19 protein-coding genes are annotated in these 21,873 nt (G+C 72.7%); 9 read left to right on the top strand and 10 right to left on the bottom strand.

Annotated elements, in window-relative coordinates:
• Positions 1 to 327 precede the first annotated feature (327 nt).
• Positions 328 to 1,113, top strand: coding sequence for an IclR family transcriptional regulator (locus IHE55_RS23955; RefSeq protein ID WP_197990914.1), 786 nt, complete (start codon positions 328 to 330; stop codon positions 1,111 to 1,113).
• A 100-nt stretch (positions 1,114 to 1,213) separates the two neighbouring features.
• Entirely contained in the window at positions 1,214 to 1,738 is a 525-nt protein-coding gene (locus IHE55_RS23950) for a DinB family protein (protein WP_307826803.1), read from the top strand.
• A 293-nt stretch (positions 1,739 to 2,031) separates the two neighbouring features.
• Here IHE55_RS23950 and IHE55_RS23945 read toward each other — a convergent pair whose 3' ends face one another.
• A complete protein-coding gene (locus IHE55_RS23945; protein WP_372442779.1) occupies positions 2,032 to 2,334 on the bottom strand; it encodes a DUF5955 family protein in 303 nt (100 codons plus the stop codon).
• 287 nt (positions 2,335 to 2,621) lie between these two features.
• Here IHE55_RS23945 and IHE55_RS23940 point away from each other — a divergent pair, with 287 nt between their 5' ends.
• Both IHE55_RS23940 and aceB read left to right on the top strand, forming a co-directional pair.
• Positions 2,622 to 3,254 (top strand): nucleotidyltransferase family protein, encoded by a 633-nt coding sequence (locus tag IHE55_RS23940; RefSeq protein WP_232265677.1) that lies wholly within the window; start codon positions 2,622 to 2,624, stop codon positions 3,252 to 3,254.
• Positions 3,255 to 3,519: 265 nt separating this feature from the next.
• The gene (aceB, locus tag IHE55_RS23935; protein ID WP_197990911.1) at positions 3,520 to 5,145 is read left to right on the top strand and encodes a malate synthase A; all 1,626 of its coding nucleotides are present in this window, start codon (positions 3,520 to 3,522) and stop codon (positions 5,143 to 5,145) included.
• Between the two features lie 599 nt (positions 5,146 to 5,744).
• Here the strand turns inward: aceB and IHE55_RS23930 are convergent.
• From IHE55_RS23930 to IHE55_RS23900, 7 genes are all read right to left on the bottom strand, one after another.
• The gene (locus IHE55_RS23930) at positions 5,745 to 7,061 is read right to left on the bottom strand and encodes a nucleobase:cation symporter-2 family protein (RefSeq protein ID WP_197992206.1); all 1,317 of its coding nucleotides are present in this window, start codon (positions 7,059 to 7,061) and stop codon (positions 5,745 to 5,747) included.
• A gap of 352 nt (positions 7,062 to 7,413) precedes the next feature.
• On the bottom strand, positions 7,414 to 8,790 hold the full coding sequence (locus IHE55_RS23925) for an 8-oxoguanine deaminase (RefSeq protein ID WP_197990910.1): 1,377 nt from the start codon (positions 8,788 to 8,790) through the stop codon (positions 7,414 to 7,416).
• Positions 8,791 to 8,941: 151 nt separating this feature from the next.
• Positions 8,942 to 9,889, bottom strand: a complete 948-nt coding sequence (gene pucL, locus IHE55_RS23920) for a factor-independent urate hydroxylase (RefSeq protein ID WP_197990909.1) — start codon at positions 9,887 to 9,889, stop codon at positions 8,942 to 8,944.
• An 8-nt stretch (positions 9,890 to 9,897) separates the two neighbouring features.
• The gene (gene uraH / locus IHE55_RS23915; RefSeq protein ID WP_197990908.1) at positions 9,898 to 10,302 is read right to left on the bottom strand and encodes a hydroxyisourate hydrolase; all 405 of its coding nucleotides are present in this window, start codon (positions 10,300 to 10,302) and stop codon (positions 9,898 to 9,900) included.
• Positions 10,302 to 10,802 (bottom strand): 2-oxo-4-hydroxy-4-carboxy-5-ureidoimidazoline decarboxylase, encoded by a 501-nt coding sequence (gene uraD, locus IHE55_RS23910; protein ID WP_197990907.1) that lies wholly within the window; start codon positions 10,800 to 10,802, stop codon positions 10,302 to 10,304. The genes uraH and uraD overlap by 1 nt, the downstream gene beginning before the upstream one ends.
• A 239-nt stretch (positions 10,803 to 11,041) precedes the next feature.
• Positions 11,042 to 11,446, bottom strand: coding sequence for a helix-turn-helix domain-containing protein (locus IHE55_RS23905; protein WP_197990906.1), 405 nt, complete (start codon positions 11,444 to 11,446; stop codon positions 11,042 to 11,044).
• Positions 11,443 to 11,694, bottom strand: coding sequence for a YkoF family thiamine-binding protein (locus IHE55_RS23900; protein ID WP_197990905.1), 252 nt, complete (start codon positions 11,692 to 11,694; stop codon positions 11,443 to 11,445). Before IHE55_RS23900 ends, IHE55_RS23905 begins: the two co-directional genes overlap by 4 nt.
• 120 nt (positions 11,695 to 11,814) lie before the next feature.
• Here IHE55_RS23900 and IHE55_RS23895 point away from each other — a divergent pair, with 120 nt between their 5' ends.
• The 5 genes from IHE55_RS23895 (at position 11,815) to IHE55_RS23875 (ending at position 18,151) form a co-directional block, all read left to right on the top strand.
• The gene (locus IHE55_RS23895; protein ID WP_197990904.1) at positions 11,815 to 12,636 is read left to right on the top strand and encodes a TIM barrel protein; all 822 of its coding nucleotides are present in this window, start codon (positions 11,815 to 11,817) and stop codon (positions 12,634 to 12,636) included.
• Positions 12,637 to 12,713: 77 nt separating this feature from the next.
• Positions 12,714 to 13,610 (top strand): 2-hydroxy-3-oxopropionate reductase, encoded by an 897-nt coding sequence (locus IHE55_RS23890; RefSeq protein WP_197990903.1) that lies wholly within the window; start codon positions 12,714 to 12,716, stop codon positions 13,608 to 13,610.
• Between the two features lie 3 nt (positions 13,611 to 13,613).
• Complete coding sequence (gene gcl / locus IHE55_RS23885; RefSeq protein WP_197990902.1) at positions 13,614 to 15,335, top strand: glyoxylate carboligase; 1,722 nt, start codon at positions 13,614 to 13,616, stop codon at positions 15,333 to 15,335.
• A 166-nt stretch (positions 15,336 to 15,501) separates the two neighbouring features.
• Positions 15,502 to 16,959, top strand: coding sequence for a catalase (locus IHE55_RS23880; protein WP_197990901.1), 1,458 nt, complete (start codon positions 15,502 to 15,504; stop codon positions 16,957 to 16,959).
• 475 nt (positions 16,960 to 17,434) lie between these two features.
• Positions 17,435 to 18,151 carry a hypothetical protein gene (locus IHE55_RS23875; RefSeq protein ID WP_197990900.1) on the top strand — a complete coding sequence of 239 codons (717 nt, stop codon included), beginning with the start codon at positions 17,435 to 17,437 and terminating at the stop codon, positions 18,149 to 18,151.
• A 214-nt stretch (positions 18,152 to 18,365) separates the two neighbouring features.
• Here IHE55_RS23875 and IHE55_RS23870 read toward each other — a convergent pair whose 3' ends face one another.
• Together IHE55_RS23870 and IHE55_RS23865 are read right to left on the bottom strand one after the other, a co-directional pair.
• A complete protein-coding gene (locus IHE55_RS23870; RefSeq protein WP_197990899.1) occupies positions 18,366 to 20,126 on the bottom strand; it encodes an AMP-binding protein in 1,761 nt (586 codons plus the stop codon).
• On the bottom strand, positions 20,123 to 21,826 hold the full coding sequence (locus tag IHE55_RS23865; protein ID WP_197990898.1) for an AMP-binding protein: 1,704 nt from the start codon (positions 21,824 to 21,826) through the stop codon (positions 20,123 to 20,125). Before IHE55_RS23865 ends, IHE55_RS23870 begins: the two co-directional genes overlap by 4 nt.
• Positions 21,827 to 21,873: the final 47 nt, after the last annotated feature.

The following is a 21,873-nucleotide window of genomic DNA, read 5'->3' as shown; positions in this document are numbered from 1 at the left end:
TGTTGAAGCTTCCACTCGGGTCCGGGTCGCGTCAAGACCTCTCCGGTCCGGCCGCGGCCCCGCTCCGAGGGGTTCCGGGCAGCTTCGGACGTTTCCACAAAGTGAAAGGGAATTTCCGCTCAACAGAATAGAGTTCTCTCCAGTGGAACACCAGGGGGCGGTTGTGCCCGGCCCCGCCGGGGCCCGGTGGACAGCCCGTGACCGGCGATAACAGCATGTCCAAGCCGCTGTGTAGATCGCCGGGGGCGGGTAGGCTGCCGGTTGCCGAACGGCTGTGGACCACCGGGGCACACCGCTCGGCCCTCCCCGTCCCGAAAGGAACGTGACGTGCCGCCGTCCGCCGAGCCCAAGTCCGCCAGTACCTCAGGTGGCGTCCAGTCGCTGGAGCGCGCCTTCGACCTCCTGGAGCGGATGGCCGACGCCGGGGGCGAGGTCGGGCTGAGCGAGCTGTCCACCAGCAGCGGGCTGCCGCTGCCCACCATCCACCGCCTGATGCGCACCCTGGTCGCCTGCGGTTACGTCCGCCAGCAGCCGAACCGGCGGTACGCGCTCGGGCCCCGGCTGATCCGGCTCGGCGAGGGCGCGTCCCGGCTGCTGGGCACCTGGGCGCGGCCGTACCTGGCGCGACTGGTGGAGGCGACCGGCGAGACGGCCAACATGGCGCTGCTCGACGGCGACGAGGTGGTGTACGTGGCGCAGGTGCCCTCCCGCCACTCGATGCGGATGTTCACCGAGGTGGGACGCCGGGTGCTGCCGCACTCCACCGGCGTGGGCAAGGCCCTGCTGGCGTACACCCCGGCCGAGGAGGTCCGGGCGCTGCTGGGCCGGACCGGCATGCCGGCCGCCACCCCCCGGACCATCACCTCGCCGGACGAGTTCCTCGCCGCGCTGGAGCAGGTGCGCGAGGCCGGGTACGCGGTGGACGACAACGAGCAGGAGATGGGCGTGCGCTGCCTGGCGGTGCCGGTCCCCGACTCGCCCACCTCGGCGGCGATCTCCATCTCCGGCCCGGCGGGCCGGGTGACCGAGGAGGCCACCGAGGAGATCGTCCCGGTCCTCAAGGAGGTGGCGGCCCAGCTATCGGTCGCCCTGGCGGACACCAACTCCGGCTGACCGGCGGGCCCGGGGCCGGGGACCGGAACACCCCTGGGCCGCGCGCGGCCCCACCGGAAAACCGCTTCCCGGCCGGACGGGCATGTGCCAGGGTCGCCGGGTGACCTCATCCCGCCACGACCTGCTGCGCCGCCAGTTCGACCTGACCTGGGCACTGCTCGACCACCACCTGGAGCGGCTGGAGCCGGAGGACTTCCTGTGGGAGCCCGCGCCGCTGTGCTGGACGGTGCGGCCGGACGCCGGCGGACGGTGGGTGCCGGACTTCGCGGAGACCGAGCCGGACCCGGTGCCGGTGCCCACCATCGCCTGGCTGAGCTGGCACATCGACTGGTGGTGGAGCGTGGCGCTCGATCACGCGCGGGGCCGGACACCGCGCGAGCGCGAGGAGATCGACTGGTCCGGCCCGGACCGGGCCGTGGACCGGCTGCGCGCCCTGCGCGCGCAGTGGTCGGCGGCGGTGGACCGGCTCACCGACGCCGGCCTGGACGCCACCGCGCCGTTCCCCTGGCCGCGCGACCCCCGGTACACCGTCGCCGACATGATCGGCTGGGTGAACGCCGAACTCATGAAGAACGCGGCGGAGATCGGGCAGCTCCGACTGGTGCGGGCCGCGTCCCGGTCGTAGCCGCGTCCCCCCGCCGGCGGGCCGCCCGCGGCGACGCACGCCCCGTCGGGGCCGTGACCCCCCGGGCGTACGCCCCTCGCCCCACCGGGGCCGGGCAACAGGGCCGGCCGCCGCCGACAGACGTGACCGCGCCCGTCCCCGGGCGGCCGTGGAGGGTCCCACCGCGCAGGACCCGGCGGGGCGCCCGGCCGCGGGGCCCGACCACGGAGAACCCGACCGGGACCCGGCCGCGGAGGACCCGGCCGCCGGAGACGCCCCGCCGTGCGCCGTCGCGCGCCCGGTACGGTCCCGGGTCAGCCCCGGCCGCGCGGCGGCGGGTCGCCGAACAGGTCGATGGCCCGGCGCAGCAGGTCCAGCGCGAGGGCCAGCGCGCTCACCGAGCCGATCGCGCCGACGAGCAGCAGCAGGGAATGGCGGAGCGCGGCGGGCTCCGGCGCGCCCGCCGCGGCCATCACGCCCAGCGCGGTGAGTTCCTCCTCGGCCACCGCGCGATCCGGCAGGTCCGCGGGGTGGGCGGCGAGTTCCCGGTACAGCCGGGCGACGGCCCGGCGCAGTTCGATGGTTCTGGGATCCTCGTCGGCGCCGATCACGCGCACCCGTGCCGCGACCGCGGCGCCCTCCCTGGCCGGGGCCCCGGGCGACCGCCCGGTCTCCGCACGATCGTCGGACAACGCTCGCCTCTCCCCCTCGCGCACCCTCGCACGAGTTCTCGCCCGTTCCGCAGGACCTCACACCGCCGACGCTCCCAGTGCGGCGAGAGGCTGCCGATCAGTTAACGCCACTCTCCGCGCCCTCCGCCACACAGAGGGCGAAATTGACGGTTCATCTTTTACCTGCGGTTGGGGCAGCGGCTTCAGGACACCGGATGCGGTATGCAATCGGCATGAGTCCGCACACATCTGACAGTTTGGCGTCACTTTCCGGTCCGGTGGCCGGCCTGCTGCTGGCGGCCGGCGGTGGCCGGCGGCTGGGCGGGCGGCCGAAGGCGTTGCTCACCCACCGGGGACGGCCCCTGGTGGAACGGGCGGTGGCCGCGCTGCGCGCCGGCGGGTGCGACCCGGTGCAGGTGGTGCTGGGCGCGGCGGCCGAAGAGGTACGGCACCGGGCCGATCTGTCCGGATGCCGGGTGACGGAGAACCCGGAGTGGGACACCGGAATGGGCTCCTCGCTGCGCGCCGGACTGACCGCGCTGGCCGCGACGGGGGCGGCGGACGCGGCGGCGGCGCTGGTGATGCTGGTGGACCAGCCGCGGGTCGGGGCGGAGGCGGTGGCCAGGCTGGTCGCCGCCCACCGGGACGGGACCGCGCTGGCCGCCGCCGCGTACCACGGCGAGCGGGGCCACCCGGTGCTCATCGGGCGGGCGCTGTGGCCCGAGGTGATGGCGAGCGCGACCGGGGACCGCGGCGCCCGGGACTTCCTCCGCGCCCACCGCGAGCGGCTGACGCCGGTGGAGTGCTCGGACGTGGCGGCGCCGGACGACGTCGACACCCCGCCCGACCTGCGACTGCTGGAGTGAGGGACCGGCCGGGGCGGCGGCCGGCCGGTCCCGGTGCGGGCGCCGGCCGCGATCCCCCCGGGGCTCCGCGGCACTGTGCGCCGCCGCTCACCGCGTCCGGCGGACCGAATGTATCTCGACATCAACAAACCATTGAACTTCTACCATGCGGAAATTATTCTCCACTGGTCAGCAGCGCCCTGAGCACCATCGAACATCGGACGGCGCCGTCGACCGTGCCCGCCGAGCCGCGGCACCCCGTGCCGTCCCAGAAGGAGTGACAGCCATGTCCGCACCGACTCCGTCCCCACTGGCCATCGTCGACGCCGAGCCGCTGGATCGTCAGGAAGAGGTGCTGACCGAGGAGGCCCTGGCCTTCCTGGCCGAGCTGCACCGGCGCTTCACCCCGCGCCGCGACGAGCTGCTGGCCCGTCGCGCCGAGCGCCGCGCGGAGATCGCCCGGACCAGCACCCTCGACTTCCTGCCGGAGACCGCGCACATCCGCGAGGACGACAGCTGGCGGGTGGCCCCGGCCCCCGCCGCGCTGGAGGACCGCCGGGTGGAGATCACCGGGCCCACCGACCGCAAGATGACCATCAACGCGCTCAACTCCGGGGCCCGGGTCTGGCTCGCGGACTTCGAGGACGCCTCCGCCCCCACCTGGCGCAACGTCGTGCTCGGCCAGCTCAACCTGATCGACGCCTACGAGCGCCGGATCGACTTCACCAGCCCCCAGGGGAAGACCTACGCGCTGCGCCCGGCCGGGGAACTGGCCACCGTGGTGATGCGTCCGCGCGGCTGGCACCTGGACGAGCGGCACCTGCGGGCCGACGGGCGCCCGGTGCCCGGCGCGCTGGTGGACTTCGGACTCTACTTCTTCCACAACGCCCGCCGCCTGGTCGAGATGGGCAAGGGACCGTACTTCTACCTGCCCAAGACCGAGTCCCACCTGGAAGCCCGGCTGTGGAACGACATCTTCGTCTTCGCCCAGGACCGGCTGGGCATCCCGCAGGGCACGGTCCGTGCCACCGTGCTGATCGAGACCATCACCGCGGCCTACGAGATGGAGGAGATCCTCTACGAGCTGCGGGACCACGCCTCCGGGCTCAACGCCGGACGGTGGGACTACCTGTTCTCCATCGTGAAGAACTTCCGTGACTGCGGCCGGAAGTTCGTGCTGCCGGACCGCAACGCGGTGACCATGACCGCCCCCTTCATGCGCGCCTACACCGAACTCCTGGTGCGCACCTGCCACAAGCGCGGCGCCCACGCCATCGGCGGCATGGCCGCGTTCATCCCCTCGCGCCGGGACGCGGAGGTCAACCGGGCCGCCTTCGCCAAGGTCCGTGCCGACAAGGAACGGGAGGCCGGCGACGGTTTCGACGGCTCCTGGGTGGCCCACCCGGACCTGGTGCCGATCGCGCGGGCCGCCTTCGACGCCGTCCTGGGGGACCGGCCGAACCAGAAGGACCGGCTGCGCGAGGACGTCCACGTCACCGCGGCGGAGCTGACCGACATCGCCTCGCTGCACGCCGAGCCCACCTTCGAGGGCCTGCGCAACGCGGTCCAGGTCGGCATCCGGTACATCGAGGCGTGGCTGCGCGGCCTGGGCGCGGTGGCCATCTTCAACCTCATGGAGGACGCCGCCACCGCGGAGATCTCCCGTTCCCAGATCTGGCAGTGGATCAACGCCGGTGTCGAGGTCACGCACGAGGGCCGGACGGTGCCGGTCACCGCCGAGCTGGTGCGCCGGGTGGCCGCCGAGGAACTGGCCGCCGTGCGCGAGGAGACGGGTGCCGAGGCGTTCGCCGCCGGGCGCTGGCAGCAGGCGCACGACCTGCTGCTGCAGGTCGCCCTGGACGAGGACTACGCTGACTTCCTCACCCTCCCGGCGTACGAGCTGCTGGACTGACACCGTCCGGGCCGGCCCACCGCGGGCGGCCCCCGACGGGCGCGGGCCCCCGGCACCGCGGGTGACCTCCACCGATACACCGGTGGCGGCCCCCGGCGCCCGGGGGGCCCGCGCCGCTCCCCCGCCCGCCCGGTCGTACCCGCGCCGCTCCGCTGCCTCCCCGGCCCTCCGCGCGCCCGTACGGCGTCCGCACCCGGACCCGTACCGCACCCGTGCCCGCGCTCCCGGCCGTACCGCACCGCGCCCGGCCGCGGACCGGTCCGTCTCCCGGACGCGCCGGCCGTCCGGTCCCTTCTCGCCGGAGCACCCCGGCCGGGCCCGGCCACCCGGCCACCCCTGATCTCCCAGCCCGACCCCGAGGCCACTGGCCCCCTGGGCCACCCGGCCCACCGCACAGCACAGCCGCCGGGCCCCGCGGGGGCCTGGCGGCTGTGCTGCGTGGTGGGGTGTGTCATGCGGTGTGGGGCGGGCGGCTCCGGCGCGGAGCCGCGTGGTCCGGGGTGGTCCCGGGCGGGGACGGCAGGGCCGGACGGAGCCCGCCGGCGCCGGCGCGGGGGCCGGTGTGCTTCCGGTCGGTCGGGCGGACGGGGCCGCCGGGGTCAGTGCGGAGCGGGGACCGGGTGCGGGACGACCTCCGCCGTCCGCTCGTCCGCCGCGCGTGCTCCGAGGTGGTTGAAGGCGAGGTTGAGCGCCACCGCCACCAGGCACCCGGTGCTGATGCCGGAGTCCAGCACCACCAGCAGGTCCTCGGGGAAGGCGTGGTAGAAGTCCGGGGCGGCGATCGGTATCAGTCCGACGCCCAGCGCCACCGCCACGATCAGGGCGTTCTCGCCCTTCTCCAGCGCGGCCTCGCCGAGCGTCTGCACCCCGCTGACGGCCACCGAGCCGAACAGCACGATGCCGGCGCCGCCGAGCACCGGCAGCGGGACCAGCGAGATCAGCGAGGCGGCCATCGGGCACAGGCCCAGCACGACCAGGATCACGCCGCCGGTCGCCACCACGAACCGGCTGCGCACCCTGGTCATCGCCACCAGGCCGATGTTCTGCGCGAAGGCGCTGCACGCGAAGCCGTTGAACAGCGGGCTGACCGCGGTGCCCAGGGTGTCGGCGCGCAGCCCGCCCTCCAGGGTCCGCTCGTCGGCCGGCCGGTCCACGATCCGGCCCAGGGCCAGCATGTCCGCGGTGGACTCGGTCATACAGACCAGCATCACCACACACATCGAGATGATCGCGGCGGCGTCGAACTGCGGGGCGCCGAAGTGGAAGGGCGTGGGGAAGCCGACGATGTCCGCGTCCCGGATGGCGTCGGTGTTGGTGACGCCGAACGGGATGGCGACGAGGGTGCCGCCGATCAGGCCGAGCAGGATGGAGATCTGCTGGAGGAAGCCGCGCAGCACCCGCCGGAGGACCAGGACGAGCACCAGGGTGATGGCGGCCAGTGCCAGGTACGTGCCGTCGCCGTAGTCGTCGGCCGCGGCGTTGCCGCCGCGGGCCCAGTTGAAGGCGACCGGCAGCAGCGAGATCCCGATCAGGGTGATCACGGTGCCGGTGACCAGGGGCGGGAAGAACCGCACCAGTTTGGAGAAGTAGGGGGCGAGCACGAACCCGAGGACGCCGGCGACGATGGTGGCGCCGAAGATCACCGGCAACGCGTCGTCGGGGCCGGCGCCGTTGCCGATGGCGATCATCGGCGTGACGCCCGCGAAGGAGACGCCGTTGACGAAGGGCAGCCGGGCGCCGATCCGCCAGAACCCGATCGTCTGGAGCAGGGTGGCGATGCCGGCGGTGAAGAGGCTGGCCCCCATGAGGAAGGCGGTCTCGGTGGCCGAGAGGCCGACCGCCGGGCCGATGATCATGGGCGGTGCGACGACGCCCGCGTACATGGCGGCCACGTGCTGCAGCCCGCTGGTGAACATCTTGAGGGGAGGGAGAGTCTGATCGACCGGATGCACGCCGATCCTCCTGTCGGTTGACGCGCCGCTGCGGGCGCGGGTTTCAGGGAGGTGCTGTGGGGGGTGTGCTGGTGACGCGGTGCGACAAGGTGCCTACGGGTGCGGGTGCGGATACGCGTACGGGTGCGCGTACGGAAGAAGGGAGCCCGGTGGGGCTCCCTCCGCGAGGTGCGTCCGTGTCCGGGGACGTGAGGTACGGACCCCCGCCCCCGGACACGGCGCTCGTGGACGAAGGGGTCCACGAGCCCGGCCGGGAGCCGTCCCTCCCGACCGAGATCTGGTGTGCTGTTGTGGACCGTGTGCCGTGGCGGCGGGCTCAGCCCGCGGCGGCGATCCGGGCCAGTCGTCGTGCCTGGTCCCGTGTGGTGCGGGCGATGGCGTCCTCGTCGGCCGTGGTGAGCCGGCCGTCCTCGACGACCGGGCGGCCGTCGACGAGGGAGAGGGTCACCGGTGCGGGGGGCCCGAGGACCAGGGCCGCGACCGGGTCGGCGATCGACGCGTGGCCGATGCCGTCGATCCTCCAGAGCACCAGGTCGGCGAGTTTCCCGGGCTCCAGGGAGCCGATGTGGTCGGCCCGTCCCAGGACCCGGGCGCCGCCGTGGGTGCCCAGCCGCAGCGCCTGCCGGGCGTTCAGGGCCTTCTCCCGGTGACCGCCGAGGCGGTTGATGAGCAGGGCGTTGCGGAGTTCGGTGTGGAGTTCGCCGGACTCGTTGGACGCGGTGCCGTCCACCCCCAGCCCCACCGGGACGCCGGCGGCCAGCATGTCCGGGACCCGGGCGATGCCGGCGGCGAGCCGCGCGTTGGAGGAGGGGCAGTGGGCGACGCCGGTGCCGGTCCGGGCGAAGGCCGCGATGTCGGAGTCGTTCATGTGGACGCAGTGCGCCATCCACACGTCCTCACCGAGCCAGCCGGTGGACTCGAAGTACTCGGTGGGGCCCATGCCGAACAGTTCGCGGCAGAACTTCTCCTCCTCCACCGTCTCCGAGCCGTGGGTGTGCAGCCGTACGCCCTTGCGGCGGGCGAGTCCGGCTGCCTGGCGCAGGAGTTCGGTGGAGACGGAGAACGGGGAGCAGGGCGCGACCGCGATCCGCGTCATCGCGTCCGGGGACGCGTCGTGGTGCCGGTCGATGGTCTCCTCGGTGGCGGCGAGCGCGCCGTCCAGGGTTTCCACGGCGAAGTCCGGCGGCAGGCCGCCGGCGGAGGTGCCGCGGTCCATCGAGCCGCGGGCCAGGGTGAAGCGGATCCCCATGGCGGCGGCCGCCGCCACGATGGTGCCGGACAGGTCGCCCGCCCCCCGCGGGTGGACGTAGTGGTGGTCCATGGCGGTGGTGACCCCGCCGCGTGCCATCATCGCCAGCGACCCCTGGGCCGCCGCGTGCACCATCTCCTCGTCGATCCTGGCCCACGTCGGGTAGAGCGCGACCAGCCAGTCGAAGAGGCTGTGGTCCTGGGCCAGCCCCCGGGTTATCCACTGGTAGAAGTGGTGGTGGGTGTTGACCAGGCCGGGGGTGGCCAGGTGGCCGGTGCCGTCGATCCGGCGGACGACGCCGTCCAGGTCCCGCGGCGCCGCGCCGGCGCCCACCGCTTCGATCCGGTTGCCGGCCACCACGACGTGACCCGAGGCGTACTCGGTGTCGTCGGCGTCCACGGTGGCGATGGCGCAGTTCTCGATGACGATGCGCGAAGCTGCCATGGGGTTCCTCGTTCTTCCCTGTGGAGACGCGGGCCCGGGGGGTCGAGCGGGGTGACGACCGGGACCGCGGTGGTGCTCGGTGTGCGCAGATGCCCCCGCTCTTCCCCCTGGGAACAGACGCCGGCGCGTGCGTCGGGGGTGGGCGCGGACCCTACAGGTTGGTCATGTCGACCGGGATCCGCTGCTCGGCTCCGTCCCGCAGGATGGTGGCCTCGATGAGGCCGTAGGGACGGTCGGCCGCGTAGTACACCTCGTGGTCGTTCTTCAGCCCGAACGGTTCGAGGTCCACCAGGAAGTGGTGCTTGTTCGGCAGCGAGAAGCGGATCTCGTCGATCTCACTGCGGCTGTTGATGACGCGTACGCCCATCTGGTAGAGCGTCTGCTGGAGGGAGAGGGAGTAGGTCTCCGCGAAGGCCGCGAGCATGTGCTTCTTCGCCTGCGCGTAGGACCGGTCCCAGTTGGGCATGCGGTCCTCGTCCGAGGACCAGCCGTACCGCCACTGCGAGGAGACCTCGGTGGCGAGGATGCGGTCGTACGCCTCCTGCAGGGTGGTGTACTTGTCCTTGACGTAGCCCCAGAACTCCGAGTTGGTGGAGTTCATCACCGTCAGGTCCTTCAGACCCGAGATCACCTCCCAGCGGGAGCCGTCGTAGGTGATCTGCGCGGTGCGGGTCTCCTGGCCCTTGCGGACGAAGGAGTGCTTGACCTCGTCCGCCCCGATGAAGCGGGAGTTGGACTCGGAGGTCTCGATCCGCTCCCAGCTGTACTCCTCGATGCGGATGCGCGCCCGGTGGATCGCCTCCTGGCTGGTCACGAAGTGGCGGGCGAGGTGGATGCCGAACTGCTCGGCGGACTCGATGCCGTGCTCCTTGGCGAACGCGAACACCGTGTTCTTGGTGGTGTCGGTCGGCAGGACGTTGGCGTTCGAGCCGGACAGGTGCACCTCCTCCATGTCACCGGAGAGCGCCACCGAGACGTTGAGGTCCTTGATGTGGTGGGTGTCGCCGTCCCGCACGATCCGGACGACGCGGTTCTCCGCCTTGCCGTACTGGTTCTGGCCGAGAATCGCAGGGCGGGGGTGGTGGGAATGGGCGGTCATGGTGCCTGCTAGCTCCCTCGGTAAACGGAGTAGCCGAACGGGTTGAGCAGCAGCGGTACGTGGTAGTGCTCGCCCGGCGCGACGGCGAAGACAATCGCCACCTCCGGGAAGAACGCACCGCTGTCCCTTACGCGGGGGGCGTCCTGCTGCGCCTCGGCTTGCTGGGTGAAGTACGGCCCGGTCACGAAGTCCAGCCGTACGTGGGTGGTCCCTTCCGGCAGCGCCGGCAGGGTCTTGCAGCGGCCGTCGGCGTCGGTGTGGCCGGCGCCGTGGTCCCGCCAGGGGCTCGACCCGCCGGCCCGGACCGACAACGACACGGCCACGCCTTCGGCCGGCCGGCCGACGCTGGTGTCGAGGATGTGCGTGGACACCGAGGTGTGCGGTGCGGCGGAGGACGCGGACGGGTCGGTCATCACAGATCTCCTTCTACGAGCCGGGTCAGCCGGATGCGGTTGATCTTGCCCAGTTCGGTCCGGACGATCTCGCGTTCGGTGTCCGTGTCGTTGCCGATGCGCTCCTTGAGCACGGCGAGCATCTGGTCACCGGTGCGTCCGGTGGCGCAGATGAGGAAGACGTGCCCGTGCCGTTCCTGGTAGGCGAGGTTGAGTTCGAGCAGCTCCTCGCGCACCGCGTCCTGCACCCCGCTCTGCTCCCGGGCCGAGGTGGGGTCGCCCGGCTTCGGCCGGCCGATCGGCGGGTGGCCCGCCATCGCCTCGGTGAGATCCTCGGGGGTGAGCGCCGCCATGGCGGCGTCGCTCGCCGCGAACAGTGCCTCGGGGTCCGCGTAGGGGCGGCCCCCGGCCACCGCCGCGGCCCACGACCGGCTGGCGCACACCTCGTGCAGCCAACCGGCCACTTCCTGCTCGTCAGCCGTGTTGAGCCGGGCCAGACCCGGCGATGCGCTGGAAGTCACACCGGGAAGGTAGGAGCCCCCGGCGCGGAACGTCAACAGTTTGTTGAAAACTTCCGCCGCGAGCATGAACGGCGGGCGACCGCGGGCCCACCGGCCCGCGGCGCGGCGGCCGGTGGCCGGCGAGCAGCCCGGCGGCGGCGCGCCGGGACCCGGCCGCGGGGCCGCGGGGAGGTCACGGCGGGGCCGTCCGGGACCGGCCGCCGCGACGGACCGTCAGGCCCCGGCGCGGCCCGCCGCGGTCACTCCCGGCCGGCGGCGGGGCCCCGGCGGGTACCCTCCCGGGCACCTTCCCGGTTGAGGTAGTTGTAGACGGTGAACCGGCTGACGCCCAGCGCGCCGGCCACCGTCTCCACGCCGTGGCGCACCGAGAACGCGCCGCGCTGCTCCAGGATGCGCACCACCGACTGCTTGGTCTTGCGGTCCAGCTCGGCGAGCGGCATGCCGTGGCGCCGCTCCAGCTCGGCGAGGAGGTGGTCCAGGGAGTCGGACAGGTGCGGAAGCCGGACGGCGACCACCTCCCGCCCCTCCCAGGACAGCACCACGTCGTCCCCCTCGGCGCTGCCGGGGGCGATCATCTCCCCGCCCATGGCATCCACCAGCGGCTTGACCGCCGCGACGAACGGGTGGTCGGCCGGCTCGGTCACCCCTGGCCCTCCCCGACGACGTTGACCTGGAGCGACACCCGGGTGGCACCGGCGTCCAGGGAGCGCCGCAGCAGGTCGGACACGGCGGCCAGCACCACCTCGGCCCGGCCCTCGGCGGTGTTGCCGAAGGGCCCGACGTCCACCGCGTCCAGGTCGGCGGAGTGGACCACCTCGCGGGCGACCACCGCGTGCGGGGGCGCCTCGTCCAGATCGAACGGCTCGGTCGTGAATTCAACCCTCAGTCTCACGCGGCCAACCTAGCGCGCGGCACGGCGGAATCGGCCGGACCCACTTGACAGCTCGCCGCAGCCCCCTGCACTCTTCCATCACACAGAAACTTACTTCCGCAATACGGAAGGAGCGCGCCAGTGGGTTTCCCGGACCAGCGCTTCGATGTGAACCTCTCGATCCTCTTCACGGAGCTTCCGCTGCTGGAGCGCCCGGCCGCCGCGGCGGCGGCCGGCTTCGACGCGGTCGAGCTGTGGTGGCCCTGGATCGACTCGCCCACCCCCGAGCAGGCCGAACTCGACGCCCTGCGGGACGCGTTGGAGCGGGCCGGTACGCGGCTGGTGGGCCTGAACTTCTACGCCGGCCGGCTGCCCGGCCCGGACCGGGGCGCGCTGTCGCTGCCCGGCGCGGAGTCGGACCGCTTCCGCGCCAACATCGACGTCGCCGCCGGCTTCGCGAAGTCGGTGGGCTGCACGGCGCTGAACGCGCTGTACGGCAACCGGGTCGAGGGCGTGGACCCGCAGATCCAGGACAGCCTGGCGCTGGAGAACCTGGTGCTGGCCGCCCGCGCCGCCGACCGGGTGGGCGCGGTGCTGCTGATCGAGGCGCTCAACGCCCCGGAGTCCCCGCAGTACCCGCTGGCGAGCGCGCCGGCCGCGATCGAGGTGGTGGACAAGGTCAACGCCGCCACCGGCCTGGACAACACCCGGTTCCTGATGGACCTGTACCACCTGTCGATGAACGGCGAGAACCTGCCCGAGGTCATCGACGCCTACGCCGCCAGAACCGGTCATGTGCAGATCGCGGACAACCCCGGCCGCGGCGCCCCCGGCACCGGCTCGCTCCCCCTGGAGCGGCTGCTCGATCAGCTCGCCAAGGCCGGTTACGACGGCTGGGTGGGCCTGGAGTACAAGCCCGGCGACCGCCCGAGCGCCGAGGCCTTCGGCTGGCTGCCGGCCTGACCGCCCGCGCCGCGCGCAGCGTCTCCCGGCACCGCCCGCCCGCTGAACCTTCGTACGACCTCAGAGAGGCACTTCTCATGAGCAACCTCCCCAAGATCTCGTGGATCGGTCTCGGCATCATGGGCTCGCCCATGTCCGAGAACCTGATCAAGGCGGGTTACTCCGTCACCGGCTACACCCTGGAGCAGGAGAAGCTGGACCGGCTGGCGAAGGCCGGCGGCACCGCCGCCTCCTCCATAGCCGAGGCCGTCGGGGACGCCGACGTCATCATCACCATGGTCCCGGCCTCCCCGCAGGTGGAGGCGATCGCCTACGGCGAGGACGGCATCCTGGAGAACGCCCGGCGCGACGCCCTGCTGATCGACATGTCCTCCATCACCCCGCAGACCTCGGTGGACCTGGCGAAGAACGCCGCCGAGAAGGGGATCCGGGTGCTGGACGCCCCGGTCTCCGGCGGTGAGGCCGGCGCCATCGAGGCGGTGCTGTCGATCATGGTCGGCGGTGAGCAGGCCGACTTCGACGAGGCCAGGCCGATCCTGGAGGCGCTGGGCAAGACCATCGTGCTGTGCGGTCCGCACGGCTCGGGCCAGACCGTGAAGGCCGCCAACCAGCTGATCGTGGCGGTCAACATCCAGGCGTGCGCGGAGGCCGTGGTCTTCCTGGAGAAGTCGGGTGTGGACCTGGCCGCCGCGCTGGACGTCCTGGGCGGCGGCCTGGCCGGCTCGACCGTGCTGGCCCGGAAGAAGGACAACTTCCTCAACCGGGACTTCAAGCCCGGCTTCCGGATCGACCTGCACCACAAGGACATGGGCATCGTCACCGACGCCGCCCGCAACGTCGGCGCCGCCCTCCCGGTCGGTGCCGTGGTCGCCAACCTGGTCGCCTCGCTGCGCGCCCAGGGTGACGGCGGCCTGGACCACTCCGCGCTGCTGCGCGGCGTCGAGCGGCTCTCGGGCCGGAAGATCGAGGGCTGAGCGATGGCACTGCGGAAGATGCCCGCCATGGAGGCGGTCGTCCACGTCCTGAGGTCCGAGGGTGTCGACATCGCGTACGGCTGCCCCGGCGCCGCGATCCTCCCGCTGTACAAGGCGATGGAGCAGGTCGGCGGGATCGAGCACCTGACGGTCCGGCACGAGGAGGGCGCCACCCACATGGCGGACGGCTGGGCCCGTACCACCGGCAAGGTGGGCGTGGCCATCGGCACCTCCGGCCCGGCCGGCACCAACATGATCACCGGCCTCTACACCACCATCGCGGACTCCGTCCCGATCATCTGCATCACCGGCCAGGCCGCCTCCACCAAGCTGCACCAGGAGGCGTTCCAGGCGGTGGACATCGTGGAGATCGCCAAGCCGGTCACCAAGTGGGCGGTGCAGATCAAGGAGGCCGCGCAGGCCCCCTGGATCTTCCGCGAGGCGTTCCGCATCGCCCGGTCGGGGCGTCCCGGCCCGGTGCTGATCGACATCCCGGTGGACATCGCCCAGCGGGAGATCTGGTACGACCCGGAGATCGACGCCCCGCTGACGGTGGAGACGGTCAGGCCGCACCAGCCGCGGGTCGAGGCGGCGCTGGACCTGCTGCTGGCGGCCGAGAAGCCGCTGATCCTGGCCGGCGGCGGCGTGATCATCGCCGAGGCCGCCGAAGAGCTGCGGGAACTCGTCGAGCTGCTGCGGATCCCGGTCCAGGTCACCCTGATGGGCAAGGGCGCCATCGACGAGGACCACGAGCTGTACTCCGGCATGACCGGGGTGCAGACCTCCCAGCGGTACGGCAACCAGTCGTTCCTGGAGTCCGACACGGTGCTCGCCGTCGGCGCCCGGTTCGGCGACCGGCACACCGGCACCCTGGACACCTACCGGGGTGGGCGGAAGTTCATCCACGTGGACATCGAGGCGACCCAGATCGGCAAGGTCTTCGAGCCGGACCTGGGCGTGGTCTCGGACGCCAAGCTTTTCCTGCGGGCGCTGATCGACGCCGCCCGGGCCCGCGGCGTCAGCCGCGCGGACGGCGCCTGGGTCGCCCGGGTCCAGGAGCTGCGGCGGACGCTGACCCGGCGGGAGGACTTCGACGACGTCCCGATCAAGGCCCCGCGGGCGTACAAGGAGATCAACGAGGTCTTCGACGAGGACACCTACTTCGTCACCGCGATCGGCCTGTACCAGATCTGGGGCGGCCAGCACCAGAAGGCGTACAAGCCGCGCCACTACCAGATCTGCGGCCAGGCCGGCCCGCTGGGCTGGGAGATCCCGGCGGCCATCGGCGTGAAGAAGGCGCTGGAGGGCCAGGGGAAGGACAACGAGGTCGTCGGGATCGTCGGCGACTACGGCTTCCAGTACATGGTCGAGGAGCTGGCGGTCGCGGCCCAGTACAACGTGCCGTACGTGATCATCATGCTCAACAACGAGTACCTGGGCCTGATCCGGCAGGCGTCCATCCCGTTCGACATGAACTACCAGGTGGACATCCACTACGACGAGTACGGCTCGGACAACGTCAAGATCATGGAGGCGTACGGCTGCTCCGGCACCCGGGTCCACGACCCGAAGGACATCCGCAGCTCGCTGGAGTGGGCCCGCAAGGAGGCGCAGACCACGCGGCGTCCGGTGCTGGTGGAGATCATGATCGAGCGGGAGGCGAACACCCCGCACGGCCCGTCGATCGACGCGGTGCGGGAGTTCGAGCCGCTCCCCGGGGCCTGAGACGCCCCTCCCCCCGAGTTCCGCCCGGCGGCGCCGACCTGTCCTGTCGCGCCCAAGCGCCGCCGGGCGGCACCCTTCCTCACCATTGACATTTTGTTGAAGCGATCCCTAGTGTCCGCGATACGGAAACGCGCTACCGCTGGGCAGTAGTCACGGAAGGTCCGCCATGCCAAAGCACACGCTGACAACTGAGTCGGGCGCCCCCGTCGCCGACAATCAGAACTCCGCCACCGCCGGCCCCGGCGGCCCCCTCCTCCTCCAGGACCAGCACCTCCTGGAGAAGCTCGCCCGGTTCAACCGCGAGCGCATCCCGGAGCGCGTGGTGCACGCCCGCGGCTCCGGCGCGTACGGCCACTTCGAGGTCACCGACGACGTCTCGGACCTGACCCGGGCCGCCTTCCTCGCCGCCGTGGGCAAGCGCACCGAGGTCTTCGTGCGCTTCTCCACCGTGGCGGACAACCTCGGCGGCGCGGACGCGGTCCGCGACCCGCGCGGGTTCGCGGTCAAGTTCTACACCGAGGAGGGCAACTACGACCTCGTCGGCAACAACACCCCGGTCTTCTTCATCAAGGACCCGCTGAAGTTCCCCGACTTCATCCACTCCCAGAAGCGCGACCCGTTCACCGGCGTGCAGGAGCCGGACAACGTGTGGGACTTCTGGGCGCACGCCCCCGAGGCCACCCACCAGGTCACCTGGCTCTTCGGCGACCGCGGCATCCCCGCCTCGTACCGCCACATGAACGGCTACGGGTCGCACACCTACCAGTGGACCAACGCCGACGGCGAGGCGTTCTTCGTCAAGTACCACTTCAAGACCAACCAGGGCATCCGCTGCCTGTCCGCCGAGCAGGCCGCCGAGACGGTCGGCCGCGACGCCAACAGCCACCAGCGCGACCTGGTGCAGGCCATCGAGCGCGGGGTGCACCCCTCCTGGACCCTCTACGTCCAGGTGATGCCCGCCGCCGAGGCGCCGGGATACCGCTTCAACCCCTTCGACCTCACCAAGGTGTGGCCGCACGCCGACTACCCGCTGCGCCGGGTGGGCCGGCTGGTGCTCGACCGCAACCCGGACAACGTCTTCGCCGAGGTGGAGCAGGCCGCGTTCTCGCCGAACAACTTCGTGCCCGGCATCGGCCCGTCGCCCGACAAGATGCTCCAGGGCCGGCTGTTCGCCTACGCCGACGCGCACCGCTACCGGCTCGGCGTCAACCACACCCAGCTGCCGGTCAACGCCCCGAAGGCGACCGCCGCGCACAACTACGGCCGGGACGGGCTGATGGCCGTCAACAGCCAGGGCCGGCACGCCAAGAACTACGAGCCCAACTCCTACGACGGCCCGGTGCAGACCGGCGAGCCGCTGTCCGCGCCGCTGGCGGTCGCCGGCTGGACCGGCACCCACGCCGCCCCCGCCCACACCAAGGACGACGACTTCTTCCAGGCCGGCGAGCTGTACCGGCTGATGTCCGAGGAGGAGAAGGAGCGGCTGGTGGCCAACATCGCCGGCAGCCTCTCCCAGGTCACCCGGGACGACGTCATCGAGAAGAACCTCGCCCACTTCCACGCCGCCGACCCCGACTACGGCAAGCGCGTCGAGGCCGCGGTGCGCGACCTGCGCGAGGACTGAGGACCGCGGTCGCCGGCCGACGGTCCGGCCGGCGACCGCCTGCCGGAAGACGCCCCTTCCGGCCACCGGGCTCCGTCCGGCGGCGCGAATGACCTCGCGCCGCAGCTCGCGCCGTCGGACGGCCACCACCCCGCGGCGCCTCCCGGCTCCCGCGGCGTCTCCCGGCTCCCGCTGCGCCGCCGCACCGCCCGGCCGCGCCCGCGCCGCGCCGGTCACCCGGGCCGAGTGACACCGGGGCCCGCGCCGCACCGCCCGCCGGCGCCCGCGCCACGCCGGCACCGGGGCACCACACCGGCCACCCGGGCCCGCGTCAACCCAATGGTGACACCGGGGACCTTCCGCCACGAAGATGGGACCATTTCCCGCTCCGTGGCGGCGTGCGTGGTGGAGCATGGTGACGGGCGGCCACGCGGATGGACGCGGGGCCGCCCCGCGTCCGCTGCCCGCCGTCCCCGAAACCCACTCTGGAGGCGCGATGACCCGGAGTGTGCCGGTGCGTTGCCCGGTGTGCCACCACGAGCAGTCCTTCACCCCGCCCACCTTCCCGTGCGCCTGCGGCGCGCCGGTCACCCTCCCCGTCCCCGCCGACGGCACGCCCCGGGTCCTCACCCACCGCACCTGGGAGGACTCCTGGGTCCGGGTGGGCTGCCCGATGTGCGACCGCCGGGAGGACTGGCCGCAGCCGGAGCTGGGGTGCCCGTGCGGCACCGTGATCCGGGTGCCGGTCACCCCCACCCCCGAGCCGGACCCGGCGGACCCCGGCGCCGACGGCACCGAGCCCGGCGGCGCGGACGCGCTGCGGCGCCCGGCCTTCCGCCCGGTGACGATACGGACCTCCCGCGACGCGGTGAACGCCGCCGGCCAGTACCTGCGCTGGCTGGGCTTCACCGGGCTGCGCCACCCGCGGAGCCGGTCGCTGACCGGGGTGGACCTGCGCGGGGACGGACTGGTGGCCCAGGTCGACCCCACCACGCACCCCACCACCCTGCGGGAGGTCGAGTGCCTGTTCCTGACCGGACTGCGGGACTCGGCCACCGCGGTGTTCTTCTCCCTGGCCGGTTATGTGCGCAACGCCCGCAGCCGCGCCGACGAACTGCGGCTGCCGCTGTTCGTCATGGACCTCACCGGCACCCCGCAGCCGGTCAACGACCCCGCCGACGACCTGATCCGCAACGGCCCGCCGCACGCCTGAGCAACCACGGACCGGGACCACCGGGCGCCCCCGCCCGGCCCGGCCCGCCTCCCCCGCCGGGCCGGGCGGCTGCCCGTGACCGGACCGATGCCCATGGACGAGGTCCGCGGGCGGCGTCCGCGGGCGGCTGTTCCCACGCGGGGTCCCGGTCCGCGGCGGTCGCCGGGCGGCGTCCCGGCACCGGGCGGGCCCGGTGCCGGGACGCCGGCCGGGATCAGGTGAGGCCGCCCCCCGGGGCCAGGCCCAGCACGCGGGCGCCCTCCTCCCGCAGTTCGACCTTGCGGACCTTGCCGCTGACGGTCATCGGGAAGCTCTCCATGATCCGCAGATGGCGGGGGACCTTGTAGTAGGCGAGCCGGCCCTCGCAGTAGCGGGCCAGTTCGTCCCGGGTCAGCGGTTCGGCGGGGTCGCGGAGGATGACGCAGGCGAGGATCTCCTCGCCGTACTTCTCGTCCGGGACACCCACCACCTGCACATCGGCGATCTTCGGGTGGGTGTGCAGGAACTCCTCGATCTCCCGGGGGTACACGTTCTCCCCACCCCGGATGATCATGTCCTTGATGCGGCCCACGATCTGCACGTAGCCGTCCTCACGCATCACCGCGAGGTCCCCGGTGTGCATCCAGCGGGCGGCATCGATCACCTCCGCGGTGCGCTCGGGCTGGTCCCAGTAGCCGAGCATCACCGAGTAGCCGCGGGTGCACAGCTCGCCGCTGGTGCCGCGGGGCACGGTGATGCCGGTGGCCGGGTCCACCACCTTCACCTCGATGTGCGGCAGCACCCGGCCGACCGTCCCGGTGCGGCGCTCCAGGTCGTCGTCGCGGCGGGTCTGGGTGGACACCGGCGAGGTCTCGGTCATCCCGTAGCAGATCGACACCCCGGCCATGTGCATCCGGTCCACGACCCGCTTCATGACCTCCACCGGGCACGGCGACCCGGCCATGATCCCGGTGCGCAGCGAGGAGAGGTCGTAGGCGTCGAAGTCCGGCAGCTCCAGTTCCGCGATGAACATCGTCGGCACTCCGTAGAGCGAGGTGCAGCGCTCGCCGGCGACGGCGGCCAGGGTGGCGGCCGGGTCGAAGGAGGGCGCGGGGATGACGATGCAGGCGCCGTGGCTGGTCGCGGCGAGGTTGCCCATCACCATGCCGAAGCAGTGGTAGAAGGGCACCGGCACGCAGATCCGGTCCTGGTGCGTGTAGCCGAGCGTCTCCCCCACGAAGTAGCCGTTGTTGAGGATGTTGTGGTGGGAGAGGGTGGCGCCCTTGGGGAAGCCGGTGGTGCCGGAGGTGTACTGGATGTTGACCGGGTCGTCGCAGGAGAGCCCCGCCTCGCGCTCGGCGAGCCGTTCCGGCGCCACACCGGCGCCGTCCGCGATCAGCCCGTCCCAGCTGGGGTCGCCGATGTACACCACGTCCCGCAGCTGCGGGCAGTCGGCGCGGACCTGCGCCACCATCCCGCGGTAGTCGCTGGTCTTGTGCGCCGTGGAGGCGACCAGGACCGAGATGCCGGCCTGCCGCAGCACGTACCGCAGCTCGTGGACCCGGTAGGCGGGGTTGATGTTGACCATGACGGCGCCCAGCCGGGCGGTGGCGTACTGCACCAGCATCCACTCGGCGCAGTTGACCGCCCAGATGCCGACCCGGTCGCCCTGGGCGACGCCCCGGGCGAGCAGGCCGAGCGCCACCTCCCGCACCGCGCGGTCGAACTCCGCGTACGTCCAGCGGCGGCCGGTGGGCAGGTCCACCAGCGCCTCGCGGTCGCCGAACCGCGCGACGGCCCGGTCCAGGTCGGCGCCGATGGTGTCACCGAGCAGCGGGGTGGTGCCCGTCCCGCTGGCGTAGCTGAGCGTCGGGGCGGCGGACGGGCCGCCACCGGGCGTGGGGACGGTGCCGCCGGGCACCGGGGCCGTGTCCGGAGCGCCGGTGTCACCGGGCGGCGGGGCGGCGGGCGTTCCGCCGGGCGGGGCGGCGGTCATGAGTTCTCCTCCAGGTACTCGGTGCCGCCGCCCTGCGCGGTCCGCTCCCGCAGCTCGATACGGCGGATCTTGCCGGACACGGTCTTGGGCAGGTCGGCGAACTCCAGCCGCCGGATGCGCTTGTAGGGCGCCAGTACGGCGCGGGAGTGGGCGAAGATCGCCTTGGCGGTGTCCGGGCCGGGCTCCCAGCCCGCGGCCAGCACCACGTACGCCTTGGGGACGGCGAGCCGGATCGGGTCCGGGGCGGGCACCACGGCCGCCTCGGCGACCGCCTCGTGCTCCAGCAGCGCGCTCTCCAGCTCGAAGGGGGAGATCTTGTAGTCGGACGCCTTGAAGACATCGTCGGCGCGCCCGATATAGGTGATATAGCCCTCTTCGTCCCGGCTGCCGATGTCCCCGGTGCGGTAGTAGCCGTCGGCCATCACCTCGGCGGTGCGCTCCGGGTCTCCCGCGTAGCCGGTCATCAGCCCCACCGGACGGCGGGACAGGTCCAGGCTGATCTCGCCCTCCTCCCCCGGTTCACCGGTGACCGGGTCCAGCAGCACCACGTCGAAGCCGGGGGTGGGACGGCCCATGGACCCGGGCTTCAGCGGCTGCCCGGGGGTGTTGGCCACCTGCACGGCGGTCTCGGTCTGCCCGAAGCCGTCCCGGATGGTGACGCCCCAGGCGCGCCGAACCGTCTCGATGACCTCGGGGTTGAGCGGCTCGCCGGCGGCGACCACCTCGCGCGGCGGGGTGGCCAGCTGGCTCAGGTCGGCCTGGATGAGCATCCGCCAGACGGTGGGCGGGGCGCAGAAGGTGGTGACACCGGCCCGGTCCATCTCCGCCATCAGCCGCGCCGCGTCGAACCGGGTGTAGTTGTGGATGAAGACCGTCGCCTCGGCGTTCCACGGCGCGAAGAGGTTGGACCAGGCGTGCTTGGCCCAGCCGGGGGAGGAGATGTTGAGGTGCACGTCGCCCGGCCGGAGCCCGATCCAGTACATGGTGGCCAGGTGGCCCACCGGGTACGAGGTGTGGGTGTGCTGGACCAGTTTGGGCTTGGCGGTGGTGCCGGAGGTGAAGTACAGCATCAGCGGGTCGTCGGCCGAGGTCGGGCCGTCCGGGGCGAACGGGCCCGCGGCCGCCGGGTCGCGGTGCGCCTCCGCGTAGTCCAGCCAGCCCTCCGGGCCGCCGTCCGCCGCGCCGCCCACCCGGATGCGGGTGTAGTCGCCCGGCACCTCGGCGAACTTCGCGGTGTCCTCGGCCCGGACCAGGACGTGCCGGGCCCCGCCGCGCTCGATGCGGTCGGCCAGGTCCAGCGGCCCGAGCAGCGGGGTGGCGGGGATGACCACGGCGCGCAGCTTCATCGCGGCGAGCGCGGACTCCCACAGCTCGACCTGGTTGCCGAGCATCACCACAATGCGGTCACCGGCCCGCACGCCACGGGCCCGCAGCCAGTTGGCGACCCGGTCGGAGCGGCCGCTCAGCTCGGCGAAGCTCACCTCGGTGCGCCGGCCGTCCTCCTCCACGATGTGCAGGGCGGTGCGGTCGTTGCCCTCGGCGATACGGTCGAACCAGTCGAGCGCCCAGTTGAAGTGGGGCGGGCGGGGCCAGCTGAATCCGGCGCGCGCCGCCGCGTAGTCCTCGCGGTGCCGGAGCAGGAAGTCCCGGGCCGCGCGGAACTCGTCGGTCGGATTCGTTGTCGGATTCGTTGCCGTCACATGTCCTCCTTGTTGCCGTACCGCTCGCTAGCATCGTGCGACGGGTG

Source organism: Streptomyces pactum, from assembly GCF_016031615.1.
Taxonomy (GTDB): Bacteria; Actinomycetota; Actinomycetes; order Streptomycetales; family Streptomycetaceae; genus Streptomyces; species Streptomyces pactus.
This window is presented reverse-complemented; position numbering and strand designations above follow the sequence as displayed.